Annotated in this window: 23 protein-coding genes and 3 pseudogenes; 19 read left to right on the top strand and 7 right to left on the bottom strand. The window is 55.6% G+C overall.

All coding sequences use genetic code 11. From position 1 onward, the window contains the following. Positions 1 to 254: 254 nt before the first annotated feature. From DEQ67_RS15670 to DEQ67_RS15645, 6 genes are all read left to right on the top strand, one after another. A complete protein-coding gene (locus DEQ67_RS15670; RefSeq protein ID WP_115891717.1) occupies positions 255 to 1,235 on the top strand; it encodes a transcription initiation factor IIB in 981 nt (326 codons plus the stop codon). 32 nt (positions 1,236 to 1,267) lie between these two features. Further along, positions 1,268 to 1,813 (top strand): type II toxin-antitoxin system death-on-curing family toxin, encoded by a 546-nt coding sequence (locus DEQ67_RS15665; protein WP_004061502.1) that lies wholly within the window; start codon positions 1,268 to 1,270, stop codon positions 1,811 to 1,813. A gap of 2 nt (positions 1,814 to 1,815) precedes the next feature. Continuing rightward, the gene (locus DEQ67_RS15660; protein ID WP_004043292.1) at positions 1,816 to 1,953 is read left to right on the top strand and encodes a hypothetical protein; all 138 of its coding nucleotides are present in this window, start codon (positions 1,816 to 1,818) and stop codon (positions 1,951 to 1,953) included. Positions 1,954 to 2,261: 308 nt separating this feature from the next. Beyond that, positions 2,262 to 2,774: a winged helix-turn-helix domain-containing protein gene (locus DEQ67_RS15655; protein ID WP_115891692.1), complete on the top strand. Its 513-nt coding sequence runs from the start codon at positions 2,262 to 2,264 to the stop codon at positions 2,772 to 2,774. Beyond that, positions 2,771 to 3,223, top strand: coding sequence for a hypothetical protein (locus DEQ67_RS15650; RefSeq protein WP_115891693.1), 453 nt, complete (start codon positions 2,771 to 2,773; stop codon positions 3,221 to 3,223). Before DEQ67_RS15655 ends, DEQ67_RS15650 begins: the two co-directional genes overlap by 4 nt. 2 nt (positions 3,224 to 3,225) lie before the next feature. Beyond that, positions 3,226 to 4,047, top strand: a complete 822-nt coding sequence (locus tag DEQ67_RS15645; protein WP_115891694.1) for an SWIM zinc finger family protein — start codon at positions 3,226 to 3,228, stop codon at positions 4,045 to 4,047. A gap of 43 nt (positions 4,048 to 4,090) precedes the next feature. On the opposite strand, the gene DEQ67_RS15640 is transcribed toward DEQ67_RS15645, so the two are convergent. From DEQ67_RS15640 to DEQ67_RS15630, 3 genes are all read right to left on the bottom strand, one after another. Beyond that, entirely contained in the window at positions 4,091 to 4,597 is a 507-nt protein-coding gene (locus DEQ67_RS15640; protein WP_115891695.1) for a DUF7342 family protein, read from the bottom strand. A 56-nt stretch (positions 4,598 to 4,653) separates the two neighbouring features. After that, positions 4,654 to 5,025, bottom strand: coding sequence for a type II toxin-antitoxin system VapC family toxin (locus DEQ67_RS15635; RefSeq protein ID WP_115803408.1), 372 nt, complete (start codon positions 5,023 to 5,025; stop codon positions 4,654 to 4,656). Positions 5,026 to 5,157: 132 nt separating this feature from the next. Beyond that, positions 5,158 to 5,469 (bottom strand): hypothetical protein, encoded by a 312-nt coding sequence (locus DEQ67_RS15630; RefSeq protein WP_158543178.1) that lies wholly within the window; start codon positions 5,467 to 5,469, stop codon positions 5,158 to 5,160. 147 nt (positions 5,470 to 5,616) lie between these two features. Here DEQ67_RS15630 and DEQ67_RS15625 point away from each other — a divergent pair, with 147 nt between their 5' ends. The 4 genes and pseudogenes from DEQ67_RS15625 to DEQ67_RS15610 all read left to right on the top strand — a co-directional run bounded on the left by DEQ67_RS15625 (position 5,617) and on the right by DEQ67_RS15610 (position 7,976). Further along, on the top strand, positions 5,617 to 6,498 hold the full coding sequence (locus DEQ67_RS15625; RefSeq protein WP_115803407.1) for a hypothetical protein: 882 nt from the start codon (positions 5,617 to 5,619) through the stop codon (positions 6,496 to 6,498). A 138-nt stretch (positions 6,499 to 6,636) separates the two neighbouring features. Further along, positions 6,637 to 6,825 carry a hypothetical protein gene (locus tag DEQ67_RS15620; RefSeq protein WP_115891696.1) on the top strand — a complete coding sequence of 63 codons (189 nt, stop codon included), beginning with the start codon at positions 6,637 to 6,639 and terminating at the stop codon, positions 6,823 to 6,825. Continuing rightward, positions 6,824 to 6,951 (top strand): annotated as a pseudogene (locus DEQ67_RS15615) (DUF7568 family protein); the annotation flags it as partial. The gene DEQ67_RS15620 and the pseudogene DEQ67_RS15615, both read left to right, overlap by 2 nt. Before the next feature lie 491 nt (positions 6,952 to 7,442). Further along, the gene (locus DEQ67_RS15610) at positions 7,443 to 7,976 is read left to right on the top strand and encodes a hypothetical protein (RefSeq protein WP_115803406.1); all 534 of its coding nucleotides are present in this window, start codon (positions 7,443 to 7,445) and stop codon (positions 7,974 to 7,976) included. 337 nt (positions 7,977 to 8,313) lie between these two features. Here DEQ67_RS15610 and DEQ67_RS15605 read toward each other — a convergent pair whose 3' ends face one another. Beyond that, the gene (locus tag DEQ67_RS15605) at positions 8,314 to 8,955 is read right to left on the bottom strand and encodes a helix-turn-helix domain-containing protein (protein ID WP_115803405.1); all 642 of its coding nucleotides are present in this window, start codon (positions 8,953 to 8,955) and stop codon (positions 8,314 to 8,316) included. 408 nt (positions 8,956 to 9,363) lie between these two features. On the opposite strand from DEQ67_RS15605, the gene DEQ67_RS15600 reads away from it, so the two are divergent. After that, positions 9,364 to 9,804, top strand: a complete 441-nt coding sequence (locus DEQ67_RS15600; protein ID WP_233565950.1) for an HXXEE domain-containing protein — start codon at positions 9,364 to 9,366, stop codon at positions 9,802 to 9,804. 81 nt (positions 9,805 to 9,885) lie between these two features. Continuing rightward, positions 9,886 to 10,566: a cyclase family protein gene (locus DEQ67_RS15595; protein ID WP_115803403.1), complete on the top strand. Its 681-nt coding sequence runs from the start codon at positions 9,886 to 9,888 to the stop codon at positions 10,564 to 10,566. A gap of 120 nt (positions 10,567 to 10,686) precedes the next feature. Here DEQ67_RS15595 and DEQ67_RS15590 read toward each other — a convergent pair whose 3' ends face one another. Beyond that, positions 10,687 to 10,971: a PadR family transcriptional regulator gene (locus tag DEQ67_RS15590; protein WP_115891697.1), complete on the bottom strand. Its 285-nt coding sequence runs from the start codon at positions 10,969 to 10,971 to the stop codon at positions 10,687 to 10,689. A 417-nt stretch (positions 10,972 to 11,388) separates the two neighbouring features. Between DEQ67_RS15590 and DEQ67_RS15585 the strand changes: the two genes are divergently transcribed. Both DEQ67_RS15585 and DEQ67_RS15580 read left to right on the top strand, forming a co-directional pair. Then, on the top strand, positions 11,389 to 11,697 hold the full coding sequence (locus tag DEQ67_RS15585) for a toxin-antitoxin system TumE family protein (RefSeq protein ID WP_013035079.1): 309 nt from the start codon (positions 11,389 to 11,391) through the stop codon (positions 11,695 to 11,697). Then, a complete protein-coding gene (locus tag DEQ67_RS15580; RefSeq protein WP_004062178.1) occupies positions 11,678 to 12,145 on the top strand; it encodes a transcriptional regulator in 468 nt (155 codons plus the stop codon). The genes DEQ67_RS15585 and DEQ67_RS15580 overlap by 20 nt, the downstream gene beginning before the upstream one ends. A 1,014-nt stretch (positions 12,146 to 13,159) precedes the next feature. On the opposite strand, the gene DEQ67_RS15575 is transcribed toward DEQ67_RS15580, so the two are convergent. Further along, on the bottom strand, positions 13,160 to 13,573 hold the full coding sequence (locus tag DEQ67_RS15575; RefSeq protein WP_147301788.1) for a hypothetical protein: 414 nt from the start codon (positions 13,571 to 13,573) through the stop codon (positions 13,160 to 13,162). 40 nt (positions 13,574 to 13,613) lie between these two features. Here DEQ67_RS15575 and DEQ67_RS15570 point away from each other — a divergent pair, with 40 nt between their 5' ends. From DEQ67_RS15570 to DEQ67_RS15560, 3 genes and pseudogenes are all read left to right on the top strand, one after another. After that, complete coding sequence (locus DEQ67_RS15570; RefSeq protein ID WP_147301789.1) at positions 13,614 to 15,077, top strand: hypothetical protein; 1,464 nt, start codon at positions 13,614 to 13,616, stop codon at positions 15,075 to 15,077. Between the two features lie 149 nt (positions 15,078 to 15,226). Further along, positions 15,227 to 15,718 (top strand): hypothetical protein, encoded by a 492-nt coding sequence (locus tag DEQ67_RS15565; protein ID WP_115891698.1) that lies wholly within the window; start codon positions 15,227 to 15,229, stop codon positions 15,716 to 15,718. 193 nt (positions 15,719 to 15,911) lie between these two features. Continuing rightward, a pseudogene (locus tag DEQ67_RS15560) lies at positions 15,912 to 16,648 on the top strand (IS6 family transposase). A gap of 17 nt (positions 16,649 to 16,665) precedes the next feature. Here the strand turns inward: DEQ67_RS15560 and DEQ67_RS15555 are convergent. Then, positions 16,666 to 16,854 carry a hypothetical protein gene (locus DEQ67_RS15555; protein WP_147301790.1) on the bottom strand — a complete coding sequence of 63 codons (189 nt, stop codon included), beginning with the start codon at positions 16,852 to 16,854 and terminating at the stop codon, positions 16,666 to 16,668. Between the two features lie 94 nt (positions 16,855 to 16,948). Between DEQ67_RS15555 and DEQ67_RS15550 the strand changes: the two are divergent. Further along, positions 16,949 to 17,686: pseudogene (locus tag DEQ67_RS15550) on the top strand (IS6 family transposase). Between the two features lie 513 nt (positions 17,687 to 18,199). After that, the gene (locus tag DEQ67_RS15545; RefSeq protein ID WP_158543179.1) at positions 18,200 to 18,592 is read left to right on the top strand and encodes a hypothetical protein; all 393 of its coding nucleotides are present in this window, start codon (positions 18,200 to 18,202) and stop codon (positions 18,590 to 18,592) included. Positions 18,593 to 19,395 lie beyond the last annotated feature (803 nt).

The raw sequence follows: 19,395 nt of genomic DNA, 5'->3' as shown, positions 1-19,395 counted from the left end.
CGAAACACCAGATGGCCCGAATATGATCAGATGACGAGCGGCTAAGCGTAGATATAATTCTCACTCGGGGTTTGAGGGCTTACTCTGAATGGGTTGGACGTACATCAGCATCTTATTCTCGGTTCGTTAGTTGCTGTGGGTTTACCAGTTCGTTCAGGATTTCGAAACCCGGCGTGTAGAGTCAGGAGTCTGTTGGCCCCTCAATGGGTGAGGGGCTCGCCGTACTGGCGAGTTCCCGAAACACGGTGAGAACGATGGCAACTAGAAACATCTACGAGAGCGGATTCGACGAAGACGTCCGAACGGAATCGAGTGCGAACCAGTGTCCCGAGTGCGACGGACGGGTCACCACGAACGCGGTCGAAACGGTCTGCGAGGACTGTGGCCTGGTCATCGACGAACAGCGCATCGATCACGGGCCGGAGTGGCGGGCGTACGACGACGAGGAGCGCGAGCGAACGGGTGCTCCACTCACTGCGGCCCGCCACGATCGCGGCCTGTCGACGGAGATCGGTCGCGGCACCGACGCAAAGGGGAACGAGATCTCCGGGCAGAAGCGACGGCGGCTCGCGCGGATGCGTCGAGAGCAGACACGTGGTCGCTGGCGGTCGAAAGCGGAACGGAATCTCGCACACGGGCTGGGCGAGGTGCGTCGGTTGGCGAGTGCCCTCGAACTCTCCGATTCGGTCCGCGACCAGGCGTGTCAGCTCTTCCGGAGCGCCCAGAACGAGGATCTGCTTCGTGGCAGATCCATCGAGGCCATCGCCGCGGCCAGCATCTACGGGGCCTGCCGGTGTAACGGCCGCTCGCGGTTAGTGGATGAGGTCAGCGAGCTGGCCCGCGTCGCGGAGTCACGGGTCACGAACGGGTACAAGACGCTGAACGAAGAGCTGGGCCTCCCCGCTGAGCCCGTCTCCCCCAGCATGTTCGTGCCGCGGCTCGCCTCGGACCTCGAGTGTCCGGACGAGATCCGACAGCGGGCCCGAACCCTGGCGGAGCAGGCCGAGGAGCGCGGCGTCACGACGGGCGTCCATCCGGCTGGGTTCGCCGCGGCCTGCCTCTACAAGGCCGGTCGCGAAGAGGGCCGATGGTTGATACAATCCGAGGCCGCGGACGTGGCGAACGTTACTACAACGACGATTCGGAATCACCACGACGTACTACAGCAGTTCGACTTCGTACAGCGAGCGGACCGTGCCACTGTAGCGGTCCAAGAGAGGTTCATAAAGCAGTAGGTACATAGGCGTTGTATCAGAGGATATCGACAATGGGCGAGGAATCGGAGTCGGTCAGCTACCTGTCAGCCGACGATATCTGTGACATCCACGAGCTGATCGTGGAGTCAAATGCGGAGACAACCGCTGGTGTCGCCTCACCAGGCGATATTGAATACACCGTTGAACATATTCAGGAAGGTCATTTCGGCCAGTTTCCCAAGTCGCTCCACGAGAAGGCATTCCAGCTGTTGCGGCTCATTGCAGCGAATCATCCATTCGTCGATGGCAACAAGCGAACGGCGCTCATGTCGACCCGAATTTTCTACGCGTTGAATGGCTGCCGTTTTGACTACGATCGGGAGATCAAAGAGATCCTGAAGGCGCTCGCGACAGATGAGAGCAGTGTCGAAGCGGACGACGTGATCACGTATCTACGAGCACACACAGAGCCGCTTGCTCCGGAGTACGAGGCGACCATCAACCTGTGGCTGGCACGGATTGAGGGAACGGACCAACTACCCACGGAACACGACACGGTCGAGCAAGACACGTATGAACCGAACGATTATGACGACGACGCCCATAGTGGGGAGTAAGAATGGCCGCTGAAAGTGAACAACCCGAGATCCCCGATGAGCTGTCCCCCGAGGAGGCACGGCAGTATCTCATCCGGTTCCTCGGCCGACAGGACCTCGACGAGCACGAGGAAATCTACGACGAACTCGCGACCGAATAGACGGCGGCCGGCAGTCACTCAGTCTTCGCAACGGCCTGTTTAGTTTCTCCTAACACCGAAGTCAACAAGGACAGCGAAGAGTACAGTGGGTACAGTACCCGTTAGGGCAGGTACAGGTCCGCGAGATGCAGCAGGTCGTGGCCCGAAGGTCGGTTACAAAGTCAGTCACGACTCGAGCCGATGGGTGATTCCATCTGAGGCGGAGACGCGGCGAACTCGCCGGCGCCGACTGTCTGGGCGTATCGGGATATTATGAAAATATATTTTTCTCAGGAAGCTATTTGTTTCTCGACCGCGTAGCATCCAGTATGACCGAAACGTGGGATGACATCAACGAGCAGGTCAAAGCCGACTGGAAAGCCGACACCACGCCGTTCGAGCGGGTGTACGAAATCGTCGAACAAACCCACGATGGGCAATCGGCAGCCGAGATCGCCGAGCGGGCCCTCGTGAGCGAGCCGACGGCGCGTCGCCACTGCAAGTCGCTCGTGAACACTGGGTTCGCGGAGACGGAACAGGACGGCCAAACAACGCTGTACAAGCGCAACAGCGACCGGGTGTTGATGTCGCGGATCCGCGAGCTGCGTGAGGAAGTTACTCGACCCGAGTTGCTCGACAGCATCCAAGAGATGAAGGCCGAGATCCGGCGCTACGAGGACCGCTACGACGTGGTGTCACCGGAGGAACTCGCCCAGCAACTCGACGCCGGCGAGACGGACGGCTGGGACGACCTCACCGCGTGGCGCACGACGCGGCAGAATCTCGCCGTCGCCCAAGCTGCACTCGCCTACGACGAGGCCAGCCACCAGCTCGCTGTATGAACGGTAACGACCGCGCCGGCGAGTTCGGGCCGATCTATCTTCCGGCACTTCAGCGGATTCGTGACCTCTGGCTCGAACTTGAGCCGCTCGTCGACGAAACGGCGTATGATAATGTCGTCGCCCCTACGGAACTGCAGATCAGTCTCAGCGATGGATTGGGCGACGCCGAGAACGCTCAGCTCGATATCCAGTGGAGCGAACTGGGGATGTATTCGTTCCACTACGTCGATAGCAACGACGTCAACTGGCGCTTCGATCGCCATCCGAATACACACTCCCCCGAAATCCACTTCCACCGGCCGCCTGAGGCCGCGACGACGGCCGCCGAACCGTCCTGTATCGACGTGACCGAGGTGTCACTCGTGACGCGTGCCGTCCATGCAATGTGGCGAACAGCGTACGAGGATGATGCACTGGATCGGCTGAATAGTGCGTCAAACCCACCATAAGGATGGATGTAACCGAGGACGCAGTCCGGGACATCTGCACGGACGCAGTCTTCGAACGCGGCGAACGATACCGTGAGGAGGGCCGTATCCACGGGATTCACCGCATCGACACTACTGTAACCGCAGTCGTGAGCGGCAGCCGTCAGTACGATGTCCGTGTTGACCTCGCCACCAACGGGTTTGCCCCGTGGTGCGACTGTCCGTACGACGGGCCGGGAGCATGCAAGCACGTCGTCGCCGTGTTGCTTCGGTGTGTCGACGACCCACCTGCAGACGAAGGCGATCGGCTTGACGCCACACTTGACGGTGCCGACGCCGACCAACTCCGTGCGTTCCTGCGTGACGAACTCGCGACCAATACGGATCTCCGTGATCGGTTTCTCGCCCGCGTTGGCGAGCCGACGAGCCAGTCGGTCGACGAGCATCGCACCGCGATCGACCGGCGGTTCGAAGAAACGAACCCTGAGTACCCCGTCGTCTTCGAGCCCATCAACTTCACGCAGTGGTTCGATCTCGCGAGCGAGTACCGCGAGCAGGAGCGGGACGCGTCGGCGGCGACCGTCTACCGGGCACTCGTTGAGTCGCTCGACGACAACATGGAGCGCGTCGACGGCGCGTACGACCACTTCTCGCGTGCGTTCAGTCGGGCACTCGACGGGTATGTCGACTGTGTCACGACCGCAGAACGGGACGCTGATGCAATCACTGACGCCGTCGCATTCCTCGACGAGCGGGCGACATCGGGAACGCCGCTCCTCGCGGAACATTTCGAGAAGGCCGCGGTCGAGCTTCGAGAGAAGCTGGGCGAGCAGTCCGACGAATAGCTGTGTCGCCCTATGACGCCCGCAGGTTCGACGACCGCGAAAATTAGTTTGTGTCGCGGTCAGCCACATCGATCATCTGTTCGCGAGCGGCTTCGACATCCGAGTAGAGCGCCAACGCGTGCCTGATGAGCCGGCGGTCTTCCTGGTTTTCCTCCCAACATCCAATAACGTCGCGGCGTTCGCGGAGCTCGGCACTTGCGAGGTCGCCGTCGTCGAGCGACTGTTCGAGCTCCTCCCACGTCTCGACGTCGTAGGTCGCCTGCCACCCCTCGATCTCCTCAGTAATCGCGGCCAATTCGTTGCGAAGTTCCTCGCGCGGGTTCTCCTCGATGAGCGTACGGATCTCCTCGAAGAGCAGTCGCGTGTAGTCCGGCTGGTAGCGCGTCGCCTCGCCGGCCTCGACGCGGCGCAGCAGCCCCTGCTCGACGAGCGCTTGGAGTTCCTCGTTGGTTCTGCTCCAGGCGGCGTCGGCCTGCTCGCTGATCCAGTTAACCGATCGCGGTTCACGAAGCGTCTCGGCAACCGCTCGAATGCGTTCGCGGGCGCTCATCGACTCAGTTCACGACTGGACGCCATTCCGTGGGGATTTGGACATACTTGACACATCTAGCTCTGACTACGATATGGGAGCGTTGTCACGTTGAGGGCATCGTAGTGCCGGTCGTAGGTGAGGATGTGATCGACCCCCAGCTCATCCATGTGTGCGGCGACGACAAAGTCTGTAAAAGATGCATCTAGGTCAGTCCACTCAACGAACGTCGCTTTCGCGTCATCGAAAACGTCCACGGAGACGGCCTCGAACTGGTAGAGCGTACTCTCATCGAGCGTCGTCAGGAACGACGCGGCGTTCCGAATCGACGCTTGCTTTTTCAGCCGCGTGGCCGCCTCATCGACGATGTGATCGTTGACGATGAGGCGACGATAGGGGAGGTCGCCGTCACGAACGAACGCCATAAACGCTCGCGAGACTGCGTGCATCTGATCTTGGGGGTTGAACAATGCGTAGAGGAACTTCGGACCGACGACGACCTGATGGCGGACGTGACCTGGGCGAAAATGCTCAGGTGTAACCGTGCCGATCGGGGTGTCAACTGGTTCAGCCATCCGAGTTCAGGATTGCGCAGACGGGTCGTCGGCGAGCGTGAACGGTTCGTCGCTCCCGTGCCACTCGTCGACGAGATCGTCTTCCTCGCTAGCGTCCGTCGCCGCCGACGCTGGGAGCGATTCGTCCTCGAGGTCGTCGAGGACGGTGAACGCCGGGTCGTTGGGATCGGCATGCTGTTGGCGTTCGATCCACTCGATCAGCGCCTCGTGCCCGGCTTCTTTGAGCGAGAGGCCGTGTTCTCTCGCGAACTCGCGGAAGCGTTCGTATTCGTCCTCGTTCAGTTCTGTTTGGACGTGCTTGGTGTCGTTACTGCTCATAGGGACCCCAGTTGCTACTCCCATCTACTTGCTCATGAAGTATAAGATGTACGCATGACTTAGTTTATGTTTCACACTCAAACTGGAGACGGAGCGGACACTGGCCCTGACGTTGAAATACGAATCCGGGACAAACCACACCAACCGATGCACAACCGATATACTGACTTTGCAGAACTGCGGCCGACTGGTGAGGCGTCCCACATTCCGGACACGAGGCTGGACGACGGGTGTGAGAGTGCCCCCCGACGGCAACGCGTCGCGACGAACTCTGATGGCTACCCTGATGCGCCGACGGAAACCGACGGCGAGTGTCGGTCCTGTGGGGCGTCAGTCCCAGACGGCCAGACGAAATGCCGGTTCTGTCTCAGCAACCATCTCGGGAGTGACGCCACTAGCACGAACGAGACAGCGTCGACGACGTGCCTCGGCATCGTCCACCTGGTCGTCGAGTCGACCACGTTCTACGGCGCCGTGGCGAAGGGCGGCGCGGCGGCGAACCTCCTCTCCGCCAACGACGCGGAGCCGGCCGTCGACGACTACACACTCCTCTACGACCTCGACGAGGCACCGGCGCGCCAACTGGCCGAACAATGGCCCTCACTTCCCGACGCGGTACAGGTGGCGTCAGCGGAGGGAGAGCGGCTTCTCAGTGTCGCCCGTGACCGGACTGGGTGGCACGGGCAGGAAGCGTCGGAGGATCCGGAGCAGGGCCCGACACGGCTCTACGACCAGCGTGGGGACGGCATCCGCGACGCGTCGCGTCTCGACGCGGTCCTCGACGACGCCGACGACGCGGTGTGGCTGGTTCCAGCGATGGGGCTGACCGAATCCACTGGCGAGGCTGCGGCTGATCGCCAGGTGTCGTCGGTACCGACGACCCAGGAACTCGACTGTCAAAACTGTGGACGGGCGACCGACCATCGGTTCAAGACTAACGAGTCGGTCCCGGATGAGGCGTGGACGGGGCAACCGATCTGGGTGTGCCAGGTGTGTGGCTCGGCTCGCTACGGCCCCAGTCTCGAGTAGGGCCAGTGCTGGGCGTCGATTAACCAACGACCTGCGAGTAGCGTCGAGGTTCGTTGGTTAAGCCTGTGATCTCCTGCAAGCCCGACGCCAGTCTCGATGGGGAGTTTTTCCGCGCCGGCGAGCGGTGAGGCGCTTCCGATGGACCAACAGTTCAAGCAAGGCTACCGGATGCACCCTGTCCTCAGCAATCTCAACCGGCTCGATGTCGACCGGTTGGACGAGGCGGATCGAGAGCGAGTCGAGACCGCGAGAGATCTCTTGGAAGAGGTGAGCTTTCTCATGTGGCCGGGCGACGGAGCCGGGGCGGACGCCCACGCAGACTCCTAACTGGCGTCGCGAGAGCAGCTCACCGACATTTGCGTATCGGAACACCGAGCCGGCGCGCGAGCCGTCCTGCATCGAGCGCCGGACTCCGACCGGTACAAATGGCGTGGGGCAATCCTCGTCGACGGGAGAGAACGAAAAGATACCCGAAGACGAGCAGTACACCGATCGCAACAAGGGCGATGTTGGTTTCATCCGAGACCGTGATTTCGGACATCCATTGGCGAACAGAACGGACGAACTCAGTCAGCATTTTGCCTAGGAGTGAAAGCTTCGATATGACATCCTGCACGGGCACTATTCGCGTAATCGTTCGCCAATGGTATCTTCATTAAGCACGGTTTCGGATAGCGAAGCCCAGAGTCCCATTAACAAGGAACGGACTCAAAACCCAATCTGGGGCTCTGTTGAAATCCTCAGTCGCTGATAGTTTGTTGAGGACGTGCTGCATGGCGAGCGCGTATCTCGCACGAACCTACCGATTGCCCGTTGGCGGTTTCTGCCTTCGACTGCGAGTCCCAGCGTCAGTGATTCCATAGCTTGGGTTCTCTGGAAGATAATAAACAAGCCTCTCAGGGTGAGGCAGCACTGATAGGGAATCTCCACCCGGACTATGATTGATGACTAGTCCGACGAAGGCTACGGCTGATCTCGGCCGTGGCTACGCACAGGTACTCGCCACTCGACTCAGAGCAGTTCCCGTCCCCGCATGGATTGCCGCGGCTGTCGGCGGGTTCCTCGGGAGCGTCCCGCTTGGCCTGATGATGCAGTACGGGAACCCCGAACCCTTGATCGCGCTCGCCCTGCCGATGATGTACGGCCTCCCCGGGTCAGACCTGCTCGCTGGATGGGTGATTCACCAGTTCCACGGCGTCGCACTCGCAGTGATGTACGTCGCCGCCGTCCAATGGGAACCACTCACCGAGTACCCAAGGACGCTCCGTGGAGCCGTCGTCCTCGCAGTTGTCGTCGGCGCCGTCTCGACGGTGCTGCTCTCGGTGCTATTGATGCCGCTTTGGCTCGGTGCAGTCGGCTACCCGTTCACGCCGGCGTTCCCCGATCTTACGATGCCCGAGAAGCTCTGGAGTATCCTCGGTCATGTCATCTACGCGCTCCCAGCAACGGTCGGGTACGCGCTCGTCATGAGGCGGTGAGGCCCCTGTACTTGTTGAGGACATCTCCCTTTGGCCTCCTCTCCTCGCCGGATTTGCAGCGCTGTTCGCTGGTGTTGGCGCGTCCATGACGAAGATACGGCCGAGCGACACTCCTGGGGCTGTCGACTGGGCCGCAATGGTGTTGCTCGTCGGCACCGGTATCGGTCTGAGTTCGCTTGGGACAACACAGTTCCTGTCTGGTGCGGGATTTGGGACGGAGATGCTTGTCCTCTCGGGGATTTCGTACGGATAGACATCGAGATTCTCTAGTTAGCTCCTTGAGCAATGTGTGGTTCTCGGGTGTCTAGATTGGTCAGTAGAACTTTCGAAAATACAGTCATCTGACAAGTGCAGAGAAAACACGTTGTTCGACTTTTCGGAGATGCTCGCTCACAGTCGTAGTTGCGACACCAATCTGAGTCGCAATCTTCTCGTGAGTGGTTCCTCTCGGTGTTTCGTAGTATCCCTCCTCAACTGCCAGAGTGAGTACCTCTACCTGGCGCTCAGTCAATAGTGAGATGATCTCATTCTCCCCTGGCTTACGCTCTCCCTTTCTGAGGAGGGTGAGTTCAATCTCTGATGGAATTTCCGAGATGACACGATGAAGCGTTTGTTCATCTCCGCTCATCGTGATCTTGAGTCCATTATCAGTATGTGTTATGGGTGTCTCGAACACGATTCCGTGTGACCGGGCAAGAGAGAAAAATTCACGAATCGGCTTGAGTGGGCGACCGTGGATGTACACAAGCCCATTTCCGTTCTCTGGCACATCACAGGTGATGACCTCTTCGTGGTCCGTAAGGTACGTTCTCACCTGAGCGAGGTCGCCTCGAAGATGGTAGAGCAAAATAATCGTCCCGTCTTCGAGAATAGTAACGTGGTGCAGCGATTCACGGATTATCGACGGATCCGCTGCGAGTAACTGATTCGCCGGGTGGAATCCGCCTTCGACTGAGATCTCCAGCGTAATCGACTTCATGAGATTACTCCGATTTCCTTTAACTAATAAATGAGCCTGTCTAGGTGAGGCAACATTGACATACAAATTCCAGTCTAACGGTAGTTTGCCTCATGAAAAGACAAAGCCTTGGTTGGCGTCAGTTCCATATTAGACCGTTATGGAGAGCAGTATCTCCTCGCTCTGTAAGTAACAGTACGAGCGGAAAGATCTGAGATGGATGTTCGAATCAGCGAGTCCGAGAGCGTTCCCGCCACGTTGCGTAGCCGAGACGCAATTCTCCCTGGAGCGATGACGGTGATCTTGGTTGCGGCCTTTACCTATCTCTCCCCAGGATTATCACTGATCACTACGTTCGTTCCTGCTATTATTCTCGCATACGTGTGCTATCTATTAACGAGCTTTCAACGAATGCCTGATCCAAGTCGGGTGCTCCCCGTCTACTTGATCGCATTTGCTGTCCAGTTCTTGCACTTCGCCGAAGAGTTTTCGACTGAGTTCTACAGCCGCTGGCCGGTTGAGGTTTTCAACGCAGCCCCGTTCGAGCTCACGACGTTCGTTCAGATCAATATGGTCTCATACGCTGCGTTCGCTCTCGGTGCGGTCGCCATCCACCGTGGTATCAAGGGTCCAATGCTCATCGTCTGGTTTTTCACCCTTATGGGGGTCATCGGAAACGGCGTTCTACATCCCATCTATCCGATCCTCGCGACCGGCGAGTTCGGCTACTTTCCCGGACTCTATACGTCCGTCATCTATCTGATTTTAGGCCCGATCCTGTTTCATCGTCTGTGGGAAGTCCGAAGCGATAGTGGTAGTGCTGTGAACCATGACGTTGAGACGAACAGCAACACTGGGAGCAGTCAATGAGGCCTTTCAGCGACCAAGATACTGTAGAAACAATGAAACACCAAGCAGGAGTCGTATCCAATGTCGAACAAGGTAACTAGTATGAAGTTCGTCGACTTGAGTCACACGTTCGAAGACGGGATGCCCGGGTTCCGTCAAAAGAACGATGACGGGACACACACAGAGTACACTGCAGAAGTATATCCGTTCTTCACACACGAGGAGTCTCGGGAGAAGTACGAAGGCGAATCCGCGTTCGAGGTTACCGAAATGCGGTTCCAGACGTCCTTGGGGACGTATCTAGATTCACCGTATCATCGACATCCGAAGGGTCGTGACATTAGTGAGCTTGACATCGGCGAACTGGTACTTCCTGGGACAGTCGTCGATGCTCGAGGGCTTGCTGGCGACGAAGAATTGACTGTCGACGCACTTCCCCAAGAGTCTGCCCTCGCAGGTACCGCCGTCCTGTTCAATTTTGGATGGGATAAACACTGGGGTACAGAGCAGTACCGATCCTACCCATACATCTCTGAGGCCGTCATTGAGAGACTAATCGATGCAGATGTTTCTCTGGTTGGCGTAGACACGCTAAACGCCGACGACCACCAGAACCCCGCCCGCCCGGCCCACACTCGACTCCTTGACGAAGAGATCTTCATCGTCGAGAATCTCTGCAACCTCGATTCGCTCGGTGGTGAGTCATTCCGATTCTTCGCTGTGCCGATCAAAGCCAAAGACACTGCTGCAATGCCCATTCGTGCGTTTGCCGAAGTTGACTAGTGAGACGAGAAGACGGTATTCGCAATGTGTGGCAGAAGATACGGCCCGGATTAAGCGATTTAAACAGCACGTTTCCCCACTAGTTGTCTGTCACCCCAGCTACCCGTCTCGTAGTAGCAGTCAGGTGGTGAGTTCGCTGGTATACTGTTGTTCCCAGTCGTCACGGGCTTCGATTTCTCGGCGACCTCTGGCTGTGATCGCGTAGATGTTCGTTCGGCGGTCCTTTTCGCCCTTGTCGAGCAGTCCCTTCTCAACGAGTGTATCGAGATTGGGGTACAGCCGGCCGTGGTGGATCTCGGTTTCGTAGTAGTCCTCGAGTTGGTCTTTGATTGCGAGGCCGTGTGGCTCGTCCAAGCCGGCGGTGACGTACAGCAGGTCGCGTTGGAACCCGGTCAAGTCGTACATTTTGCTGTCCGCAGCTAGTTTAAGAATACATATACATTTGTTGGCCATCGGCCGGGTTTCAGAGTGACCTCGCTGGACGAACGTTTATATCCGAACGTACAGCCACGACGTGGTATGCCGCCCTCCCGTGACCCGGCCGCGGAACTTCGACTGAACGAAGACGCTCGTTGGTGAGGTGCAAGTAGCATTCGGCCACGTCCTGCTGCGATTGAAAACGGGCTTGAGACGAACTTTCCCACACGAGAGTTAAGCACCGCGTGAGATGGCGTTGAATACCGTCCAAAGAAAGGGTACGGACGAAGTCCTATCGCTAAAAAAGCTCAAAGCGGTGCTGAGTGTACGGAATCTGTCTGTTGGGGGACGTTCCAAACGCTAAGCTTTAACATTGTTGGGGTTGTAACACAACATAGGAAAACGATGCCTGCAAGGGTTGTGTACCGGGACGAAAACGAGAAGCCAGATGGAAGTCGGTATGAGATGGTCGCGTGGCAGGTCCCCTCAAGCGAAGACTTCCCGCAGGGACTGAAATACAGCTTTCAGTACATGGACGCTGACGGCGACACACTCCTGCGGTATGATAACTCGCCGTACCACTTGGATGTTGGTCGACACCACCGACATACACCCGAGGGCGACATCATGAAGTTGGAGTTCACAGGGCTGTCCGACCTAGTCAACGATTTCCAAACCGAGGTGAACGAGATCTATGAGCAACGAACCAACTGATACTGAACCGACGCACGACGAATTCACTCCCGACCCGGACGAGGTCGAGTACCCTTCGACTCTCCGTATCACGTCGCTCCCAGCAGAACAGGCACAGGCGGCGGCTCTTGAGCGGGCCGAACGGTGGGAGCAGGGTGAAGAGGTACCGCATGTCGTCAACTTCGAGGATCGGACGCGGCTCCGCCAACTGCTAACCGACCGGCGGATGGAACTCCTCGAAGAGGTGATGGAACGCCCGCCCGAGAGTATCCGCGCACTGGCTAGTCGCTTGGAGCGCGACGTCCACGATGTGCACGACGATCTACACCTACTAGCCGAGTACGACATCGTCCACTTCGAGAAGGATGGTCGCGCAAAGAAGCCGTACGTCCCCTACGATACGGTCCGGATTGAGGTTGAGTTCGGTCTGCCGCGTGATGAGGGGTCTTCGTCGCCCGCATCAGCGTAGCCGGAGATTCGCGGTTACGATTTTCTTGAACCTGTTGAAACCTTCTTGGTGCTCCCGGTGGTACGACGCTGCGGGGACGCAGATTACTGAGGACTCCCGTCGTGAGCAGTTGCTCTCGGACTCGGAGACGTGGGTTGTCCCAGCGATTGCGCTTCGGCGAGCGTCTGCTGATGTCTCGTCGTCACAGTCGTCGTCAGCCTCGCCAACACGGCAATTGCTCCGCTGTCAGTCGTGTGGGGAGCAGACACCGCATCGGTTCGACTCACGCGACGAAGGTCCGTCCACAGTGTGGGCTGGTGAGCCTGTCTGGCAGTGTTCCGTGTGTCGAACACCACAGTACGGACCTGATCCAGATTCCTGATATTGGTACGAGAATGAATCAGGGGGCTCTGTTGAGTTCCGTAGAACTAACAGAAATCGTGTGACGCAGATACAGAGTTCATCAAGTAGCATCTCTTCTATCAGATCGTTGCCGGAGAACGGGTAGGCATCTGACTACACACCCAATCTCAGATGAGACGTGCTCCCTCAAGCTATAAAGTAGTGACACGACTACGTAGACACAATAACCAGGTGCCATCTCTCTTTGAAACGACGACACCTCCTCCTCGGAATCACCGGATTCCTCGCCGCACTCGCCGGCTGTAACACCAGCACCGAAAATAACGAAGACATAGCGAACCCCAACAACACCACGGAAACAACCCCTTCCAATAGTGCAGATATCTCAATCAACATATCGACTTCTTCGCAGCCAGACAAGCTACCGCCAATATGGAGAAATGGCTCTGTTGAAATCCTTCAGCGTTGACATTGGAGAGAACGCTCCTTCTGGCTAGTTTCCGTGGATCACAGTAAAAACTAGTCTCTCAACAAATCGCAAGACGGGAAGAGGGTTTCAACAGAGCCAGATTTTCGAGTGTCTCGAAACGATTCGCGAGCAGAATCCCGCGACACGGATTTGCTGGTCTTGGACAGTACCAAATGTACAATCTTATAACAATTCGATGTTTATCATTTACGTCCAACGTCGAATTGATATGACATGAAGTATGTAGTAAATATGGATATGCTAAATAGTGACAAGTAGGTAATTAGGAAATAGAGCAGTTCAACAATTGAGTTTGGTGAGGCAATGTCAAAAAAACCTAATAATACTGCAGAGATGGCAAGACCAAGTAGCGAAACAGCCAACAATTCAAACTTACTAGACCATGCACTAGACCGCCCAAGTATGAAGTCTCTTGGAGGGGTATCCACATTATAACGACACTCAGTTAATTGTATTAAAATTAACGCCCATACTCCATCCTCACCGAGGGCGGTAGTTGATGCGACACCGATATGGCCTGCCCGAACCACGAAAAGCCCTAGAAAAACGCAAAAATAATCTCCTCCGACTCTGTTGAAATCCTTCAGCGTTGACATTGGAGGGAGCGCTCTTTCTGGCTAGTTTCCGTGGGTCACAGTGAAAACTAGTCTCTCAACAAATCGCAAGACGGAAAGAGGGTTTCAACAGAGCCGGAGAAATCATAATATCGCGGATTTCCAGGCCCAGTTCCAGGTAGAAACTTCAGGCAACGTGGAATCAGTCAGTATTTCAAATGAAAAAGTACAGATAGGCCCTGATTCTGAACAATGGAACGATAATGCAGTTACTGTGCAACCAGGTCAGATGACGCCTGGTGAACAGGAATTTACAGCCACAGCTTCTTCAGGAAGCGCACAGGCCCAGGATACAGCACCAGCTGTAAAGCCAACACCAGGCAATTACAAAGTCGATGTAATTCCTGCGAGAAACGAGGAAATGAGAGAAGAAATCAGCCAAAACTCTATCCAGGACAATTATATCGAAGAGCGCGGCGGATTCGTTACCTCAGACGTAGTATTTGATACTTACAGCAGCCACGAACAACTAGGCTTCAACAAATTCGGAATCGACCTCGTAGCCTACGAATGGCGACACGACAACGACTACACCAGCTTAGCAGAAGCCCAACCTACAGAGGTAAAGAACTTCGTAGATAGTATCGGAACAGACACAGGGAATTCCGAAATTGAAGCCATTAAGGGCGGCGATGAGGTACCTGCCGCAATCTACCCAAACGGAAGCATGGCAGAAAGAAGAGGAGGGAATTTCGACTACAGACAATTCTCAAACGCCGAAACAGTAGGAGATGCACTTGACTGGGTTCACCCATACCTATTCAACTGGCAGGCAAAAATAACAAATGATGGACCAGTTTCTACAGAAGATGCACTTTATGCTCCCACCCTCGAGAGAGCTATAGAGCAAAATACCAACCAAGGCCTTGAAGTCCATGCATGGGATGTTGAAACCTTAGGTCACGGTACAGGCCTTATCTACGGTAAGAACGCTGATGGCTCAGAAGAACTCAGATTCATGGAGACCGTCTCAGCTCCAGTAACAGCGACTGCAGATGACCAACAACTACACCCCTTAATCGAGGATTCAGGATACCTTGATCCAGAAAATGATGGATTCCAAGAGTACTGGCACCCACTACGATTCGGCTGGGAAAAAGACGAAGACACGTCTTCGTGGGGATTCGAACAAAAAAAGAGGAGCGCAGTAAGCGCATTCGGAGGAATGTCTAACTCACTCCACGCAGAAAACAATCCGGTACCAGGAGCTTCCGATACAGTTGCTCCGACAACCGAATATGTTGTTGACTTCACAGAGAAACTCAGAACATTCAACCAGAATGATATAAAATTCGAGACGCTATACAATCAGTCGAAAGTATTAGAGAAGATGGTTATGGATGAAGATACCAACTACATCACCTATGGTACAACAGAAAATCCACAGTACGCGGTTGTAGCAGACGACTCTCTAGTCGAAGGTGTATGGGAGGATAGAAGCGGCGAGTACGATGACTTCAGCCAGCAAATACTGGCCGGTGCCTAGTTCCCGGCCACACCCAGTCTCCTTCAACTCCTTTTGTATTTGATAACTTCTGGTGTGTCGTAGTGGGTTGTGTTTGTGTGCGCCGGCGATGGGCGCCGGCGCAGGGGGTCGGACAGACATCGACTCCTGAGTCGGCGAGGTGACGACGAATGCACCAAGTAATCTACGCACTCGTGACTGCATCGACAACAGACCAAGCCCTCTCGCGAGCCGCCGATGTGTTCGATCAATTGGTGGGTGCTGCCCCGCACGCCGAGGCGGTGTTCGACTACTATGTGACGTTCGATGACGACTCAACAACGGTCGCCGGCAGCGCCCGGTGGGGCGACCTCCCGGTTGCAGTGCCCGTTGGCTCGGAGGACGGCCAGGAACTCCTCGAGCGCGGGTGGCAGGCGACGACACGCGAGTTCGAGCGGAATCTTGAGCGTGTTCGAGAGGGCGTTGACGACCTTGACGCCGCGGCGATTATGCGCGATGAGGACCTCGTCAGACATGCGTGCCACAATCTCGGGGCGTCCCGTGGGCCGGCGGTGTACCTCTACGACGAGTTCGCTGACGGGGTTCGGCACCGCGAGCGGCTTGAGCAACTCGTCGGGTCGAACGACCATCTGTGGATCGTTCCCGCTGATGTCCATTACTAAGTCGACGCTGTGCCCAACGACGCTCCTTCGAGAGACGCTTCCTGATCGCGGTATCGCTGTTCGGATCATCGTCAGTTAATCACTTACTCTGCTTGCGGATGCGTGAATCGATGGATGCTTATCTTTTCACAACTTATGGCACTGTCTAGTTAAGCCAGTTTGGGGAACGAGCAGGTCGTTGAGTGTGTTTGGGATGAAGCTCGCAGACCTGCTCAGCGAGTGCTTTGCGACGGATTTAGAAGAAACTTGGGAGCGTGAGCGGACGGCGACGTTCACGAGAGCTTTGCTCTCGTGCAGCCCGTCAGAACGCTTCGCGTTCTGAGGACGCCCGTTAGGGCGTTCGCTGTCCAGCTTTACGCGACCGGCTGTTCTCTCAGGGAGACAAAAGAAGTTCTTCGATTGCTCGGCGCTGAACGGTCTCATCAAGCTGTTTGGCGATGAGTATATCGGCTGGCTGACAGTGGTCATAACCCGCCTGAGGCGAAGCCGAAGCGGGTTGCGGTCGACGAGACTGCTGTCAAAATCAATGGCGAGTGGTCTTGGTTGTATGCTGCAATAGACATCGAGACAAAGCTGATTCTTGATGTCGAATTATTTGGACGGCATGGAATTGATCCAGCTGCTGCGTTCCTCCATCGACTCTCAGAGAAACACGATCTCTCAGACGCTGTGTTTCTCGTTGATGGCTACGGCTATCAGACTGCCCTCTCTCGATTAGGATTGGGCGGTCGGCTTGACTACATCGATCGAAACCTCATCGAAAAGTGGTTTCACACCCTCAAAATGCGAGTCGACCGCTTCCATAATTCGTGGGTCGGCAGTCATGGGAGCGTCCGCGAATGGTTTATACAATTTGAGCAATACTATAACTTTCAAAGACCGCATCAAGCGCTCGACGGACGAACGCCGGTTGAGGAGGTCACTAACTAGACAGTGCCGTTGTGATATTATTTTAATAGTTCTTTCAAATACTCGCCTCGAACCCCAGTAAGAATAGAGAATATCGTAACTATAACCCCGCCTGCTACACAAAGAAAGAGTGCTGTATGGTCAACTGTTGCAACCTCTATTCCAATCACATATAACGATATTATTATTATCAATAATAGTGCGTCTGTAGTGATTGTATTTCTCATATATGGATATCTTTCCAACTCTAAATAATATTTTTGATGACACTGTCTAGTTAAGCCAGTTTGAGAAGCGAGCAGGTCATTGAGTGAATTGGCTATGTCGCTCGCAGACCCGCTCAGCGAGTGCTTTGCGACGGATTTAGAAGAAACTTGGGAGCGTGAGCGGACGGCGACGTTGACGAGACGCGGAGCGTCTCGTTCGCACACCAGAAATCTTTGATTTCTGGGGACGCCCGTCAGGACGTTCGCCGTCCATCTTCACGCGACCAGTTGTTTACTCAGAGAGACAAAAGAAGTTCTTCGATTGCTCGGCGTTGAACGGTCTCATCAAGATGTTTGGTAGTTGGTACGTCGGCTAACTGACAGCGGCCACAACCCGCCTGAGGCGAAGCCGAAGCGGGTTGCGGTCAACGAGACCGCTGTCAAAGTCAACAACGAGTGATTTTGGTTGTATTCCACAATAATCTCCGAGACAAAACTGATTCTCGATGTCGAATTGTTTGGACGACATGGGACCGATCCGGGAGCTGCGTTTCTCCACCGACTCTCGGAGAAACACGATCTCTCAGATGCTGTGTTTCTCGTTGATGGCTACGGCTATCAGACTGCCCTCTCTCGATTGGGATTGAGCGGTTGGCTTGACTATGTCGAGCGAAACCTCATCGAAAAATGGTTTCACACCCTCAAAATGCGAGTCGACCGCTTCCATAATTCGTGGGTGGGCAGTCACGGAAGCGTCCGCGAGTGGTTCATACAATTTGTGCAATACTACAATTTTCAGAGACCGCATCAAGTGCTCGATGGGCGAACACCGGTTGAGGAGGTCACTAACTAGACAGTGCCCACGCGCCAAATATATTGATAATATTATAATTCAGAATATTTAACAAGTATCGCTTTGACTGGACAAGTGATGACAGGTCGAAAACCTGGAAGTAAGCGTCGTACTGTACTTCGAAACCTCGCAAGTATTGCTACTGGGTCGGCTCTGTTCGCTGGGACTGTCGGAGCAACAAGTAAGCGTCAGCAGAAGGCTGAAGCGACGGAATTTGGGAAACGCGTTCCATTTGGGCAAGCGAAGAAAGTTGCGACGGCTGCTCGTCAACGATATGCGCAACGGGCGTATTCGTCGTGGAAGGGTGCCACGGTTGGGAAGCCACGGAAGTTCTTCACCAAAATCAAACTGAACACACGCAAGAAGTACGTCCCAACAGCCTACGTTTTCCCTGTCCGCAGTTCTCACAGTCCGGTAGGTTATCTCACGATCTCGGCCCGCAAGAAGTGGTCACCCGTTCTCGAAGCAAGTACTGCTGATCCACCCGGATTGGATGAGCACTCCGTGAAAAATATGGTACGCCAGCAGGGAGAACGTCCCACTGGAACATACCTCTATCGTGGAGCAACAACCTACAGTGTTGAACTTGAGTCTGGAAAACAACTGTATCTCAACACTGGTCTAAAAGAGGGGACGACGACTGAGACACCCCAATTAGAGGTCGAGAAGCACGGAGAGAGTGTCGAAAGTCAGTGGTCAACAGCAGATACCATTCCAACTGGCGATGTCCAGATTCAGGGTAGCTACGGGATAGTCAATGGCATTGAGCCGTGGGATGCTAACGGTGGCTCCGGTTCCCTTTCTGGTAGCGACGAGGGTGGGGCAGATACGTCGGTCCCCGACCTCTACGGCAACACACCAGACAAGTGGGCGGAGTGTGACGGGTGTGCACCGTTTGCAGGATGAGATTGATGCTGAGCGGCCATTTATGCTGAATATTCCGAGTAACAAGGGAGTGAAGGGCGATGAGAAATCGTATACGGGCCACACTGTTGTCGTCCACGGGTATTACGAGAGTGACAATGGATTCGATGTGATCCACTACAACAGTTGGAACACAAACGAGCACAGGATGCAGTTCGGAAACTGGCCCATCAACACTTGGGGGACGCGGGTCGTCTACTAACAATACATCTCCAAACCACATTCTGTAACAAGTCTTCACTATGACCCCAACCCAATCAGGACCACGTGATCTCAGCCGCAGTAGTGTAAAATATGTGGGCATTGCGTGTGTCGCTACGGTACTCGTCCCGGTACTCTTCGTCCTCGTAAGCCTTGCTTTCACCCCTGCTCCACTCTGGCTGTATGATAATCGGCTCATCGCGGCACTCGCAGTGCTGTTGGCCGCCGGCACTGGCTATTGGAGTGCGCGAGTTATTGGGACGACCCGTGCAGCGGGCTGGACTGCACTCCTCATCTGTGCGGCTGGGAGTGTTGTTGGATGGGTCACCGTCCATGCATTCGGGGTCTAACCACGTGTCTAGGTCGGCCCCCCAAAGGAAGGCGGGAGTTGATGGGGCCACGCTGTGAGCACGTCTCCATGACCCCGTTGAATCCCTGAGCCGTGACAGGAAGTGCGTGCAACAGACAGAGGGTGGGTTCAGCACTTACGAAGCACCACATTAGTGACTATTCTAACTCACGAGTTGAACTGATTTACCACGGTGATTCCCCGTACTGTCCCCGGTAATACGCTCGCACAAAGA

The organism is Haloferax sp. Atlit-48N, from assembly GCF_003383015.2.
In the GTDB taxonomy this organism is placed as follows: Archaea; Halobacteriota; Halobacteria; order Halobacteriales; family Haloferacaceae; genus Haloferax; species Haloferax volcanii.
The sequence above is the reverse complement of the archived record's forward strand: the minus strand, read 5'-3'. Positions and strand labels throughout refer to the sequence as shown.

Coding starts and splice junctions, on each gene's coding strand:
- DEQ67_RS15660 (WP_004043292.1), top strand. CDS start 1,816: ATGGCCGCTGAAAGTGAACAACCCGAGATCCCCGATGAGCTGTCCCCC.
- DEQ67_RS15590 (WP_115891697.1), bottom strand. CDS start 10,971: ATGTACGACTTGACCGGGTTCCAACGCGACCTGCTGTACGTCACCGCC.
- DEQ67_RS15565 (WP_115891698.1), top strand. CDS start 15,227: ATGCACCAAGTAATCTACGCACTCGTGACTGCATCGACAACAGACCAA.
- DEQ67_RS15665 (WP_004061502.1), top strand. CDS start 1,268: ATGGGCGAGGAATCGGAGTCGGTCAGCTACCTGTCAGCCGACGATATC.
- DEQ67_RS15610 (WP_115803406.1), top strand. CDS start 7,443: ATGACTAGTCCGACGAAGGCTACGGCTGATCTCGGCCGTGGCTACGCA.
- DEQ67_RS15640 (WP_115891695.1), bottom strand. CDS start 4,597: ATGAGCGCCCGCGAACGCATTCGAGCGGTTGCCGAGACGCTTCGTGAA.
- DEQ67_RS15670 (WP_115891717.1), top strand. CDS start 255: ATGGCAACTAGAAACATCTACGAGAGCGGATTCGACGAAGACGTCCGA.
- DEQ67_RS15655 (WP_115891692.1), top strand. CDS start 2,262: ATGACCGAAACGTGGGATGACATCAACGAGCAGGTCAAAGCCGACTGG.
- DEQ67_RS15645 (WP_115891694.1), top strand. CDS start 3,226: ATGGATGTAACCGAGGACGCAGTCCGGGACATCTGCACGGACGCAGTC.
- DEQ67_RS15580 (WP_004062178.1), top strand. CDS start 11,678: ATGAGCAACGAACCAACTGATACTGAACCGACGCACGACGAATTCACT.
- DEQ67_RS15630 (WP_158543178.1), bottom strand. CDS start 5,469: ATGAGCAGTAACGACACCAAGCACGTCCAAACAGAACTGAACGAGGAC.
- DEQ67_RS15620 (WP_115891696.1), top strand. CDS start 6,637: ATGGACCAACAGTTCAAGCAAGGCTACCGGATGCACCCTGTCCTCAGC.
- DEQ67_RS15635 (WP_115803408.1), bottom strand. CDS start 5,025: ATGCACGCAGTCTCGCGAGCGTTTATGGCGTTCGTTCGTGACGGCGAC.
- DEQ67_RS15575 (WP_147301788.1), bottom strand. CDS start 13,573: ATGTCAACGCTGAAGGATTTCAACAGAGTCGGAGGAGATTATTTTTGC.
- DEQ67_RS15605 (WP_115803405.1), bottom strand. CDS start 8,955: ATGAAGTCGATTACGCTGGAGATCTCAGTCGAAGGCGGATTCCACCCG.
- DEQ67_RS15650 (WP_115891693.1), top strand. CDS start 2,771: ATGAACGGTAACGACCGCGCCGGCGAGTTCGGGCCGATCTATCTTCCG.
- DEQ67_RS15625 (WP_115803407.1), top strand. CDS start 5,617: ATGCACAACCGATATACTGACTTTGCAGAACTGCGGCCGACTGGTGAG.
- DEQ67_RS15545 (WP_158543179.1), top strand. CDS start 18,200: ATGGTACGCCAGCAGGGAGAACGTCCCACTGGAACATACCTCTATCGT.
- DEQ67_RS15585 (WP_013035079.1), top strand. CDS start 11,389: ATGCCTGCAAGGGTTGTGTACCGGGACGAAAACGAGAAGCCAGATGGA.
- DEQ67_RS15595 (WP_115803403.1), top strand. CDS start 9,886: ATGAAGTTCGTCGACTTGAGTCACACGTTCGAAGACGGGATGCCCGGG.
- DEQ67_RS15555 (WP_147301790.1), bottom strand. CDS start 16,854: ATGAGAAATACAATCACTACAGACGCACTATTATTGATAATAATAATA.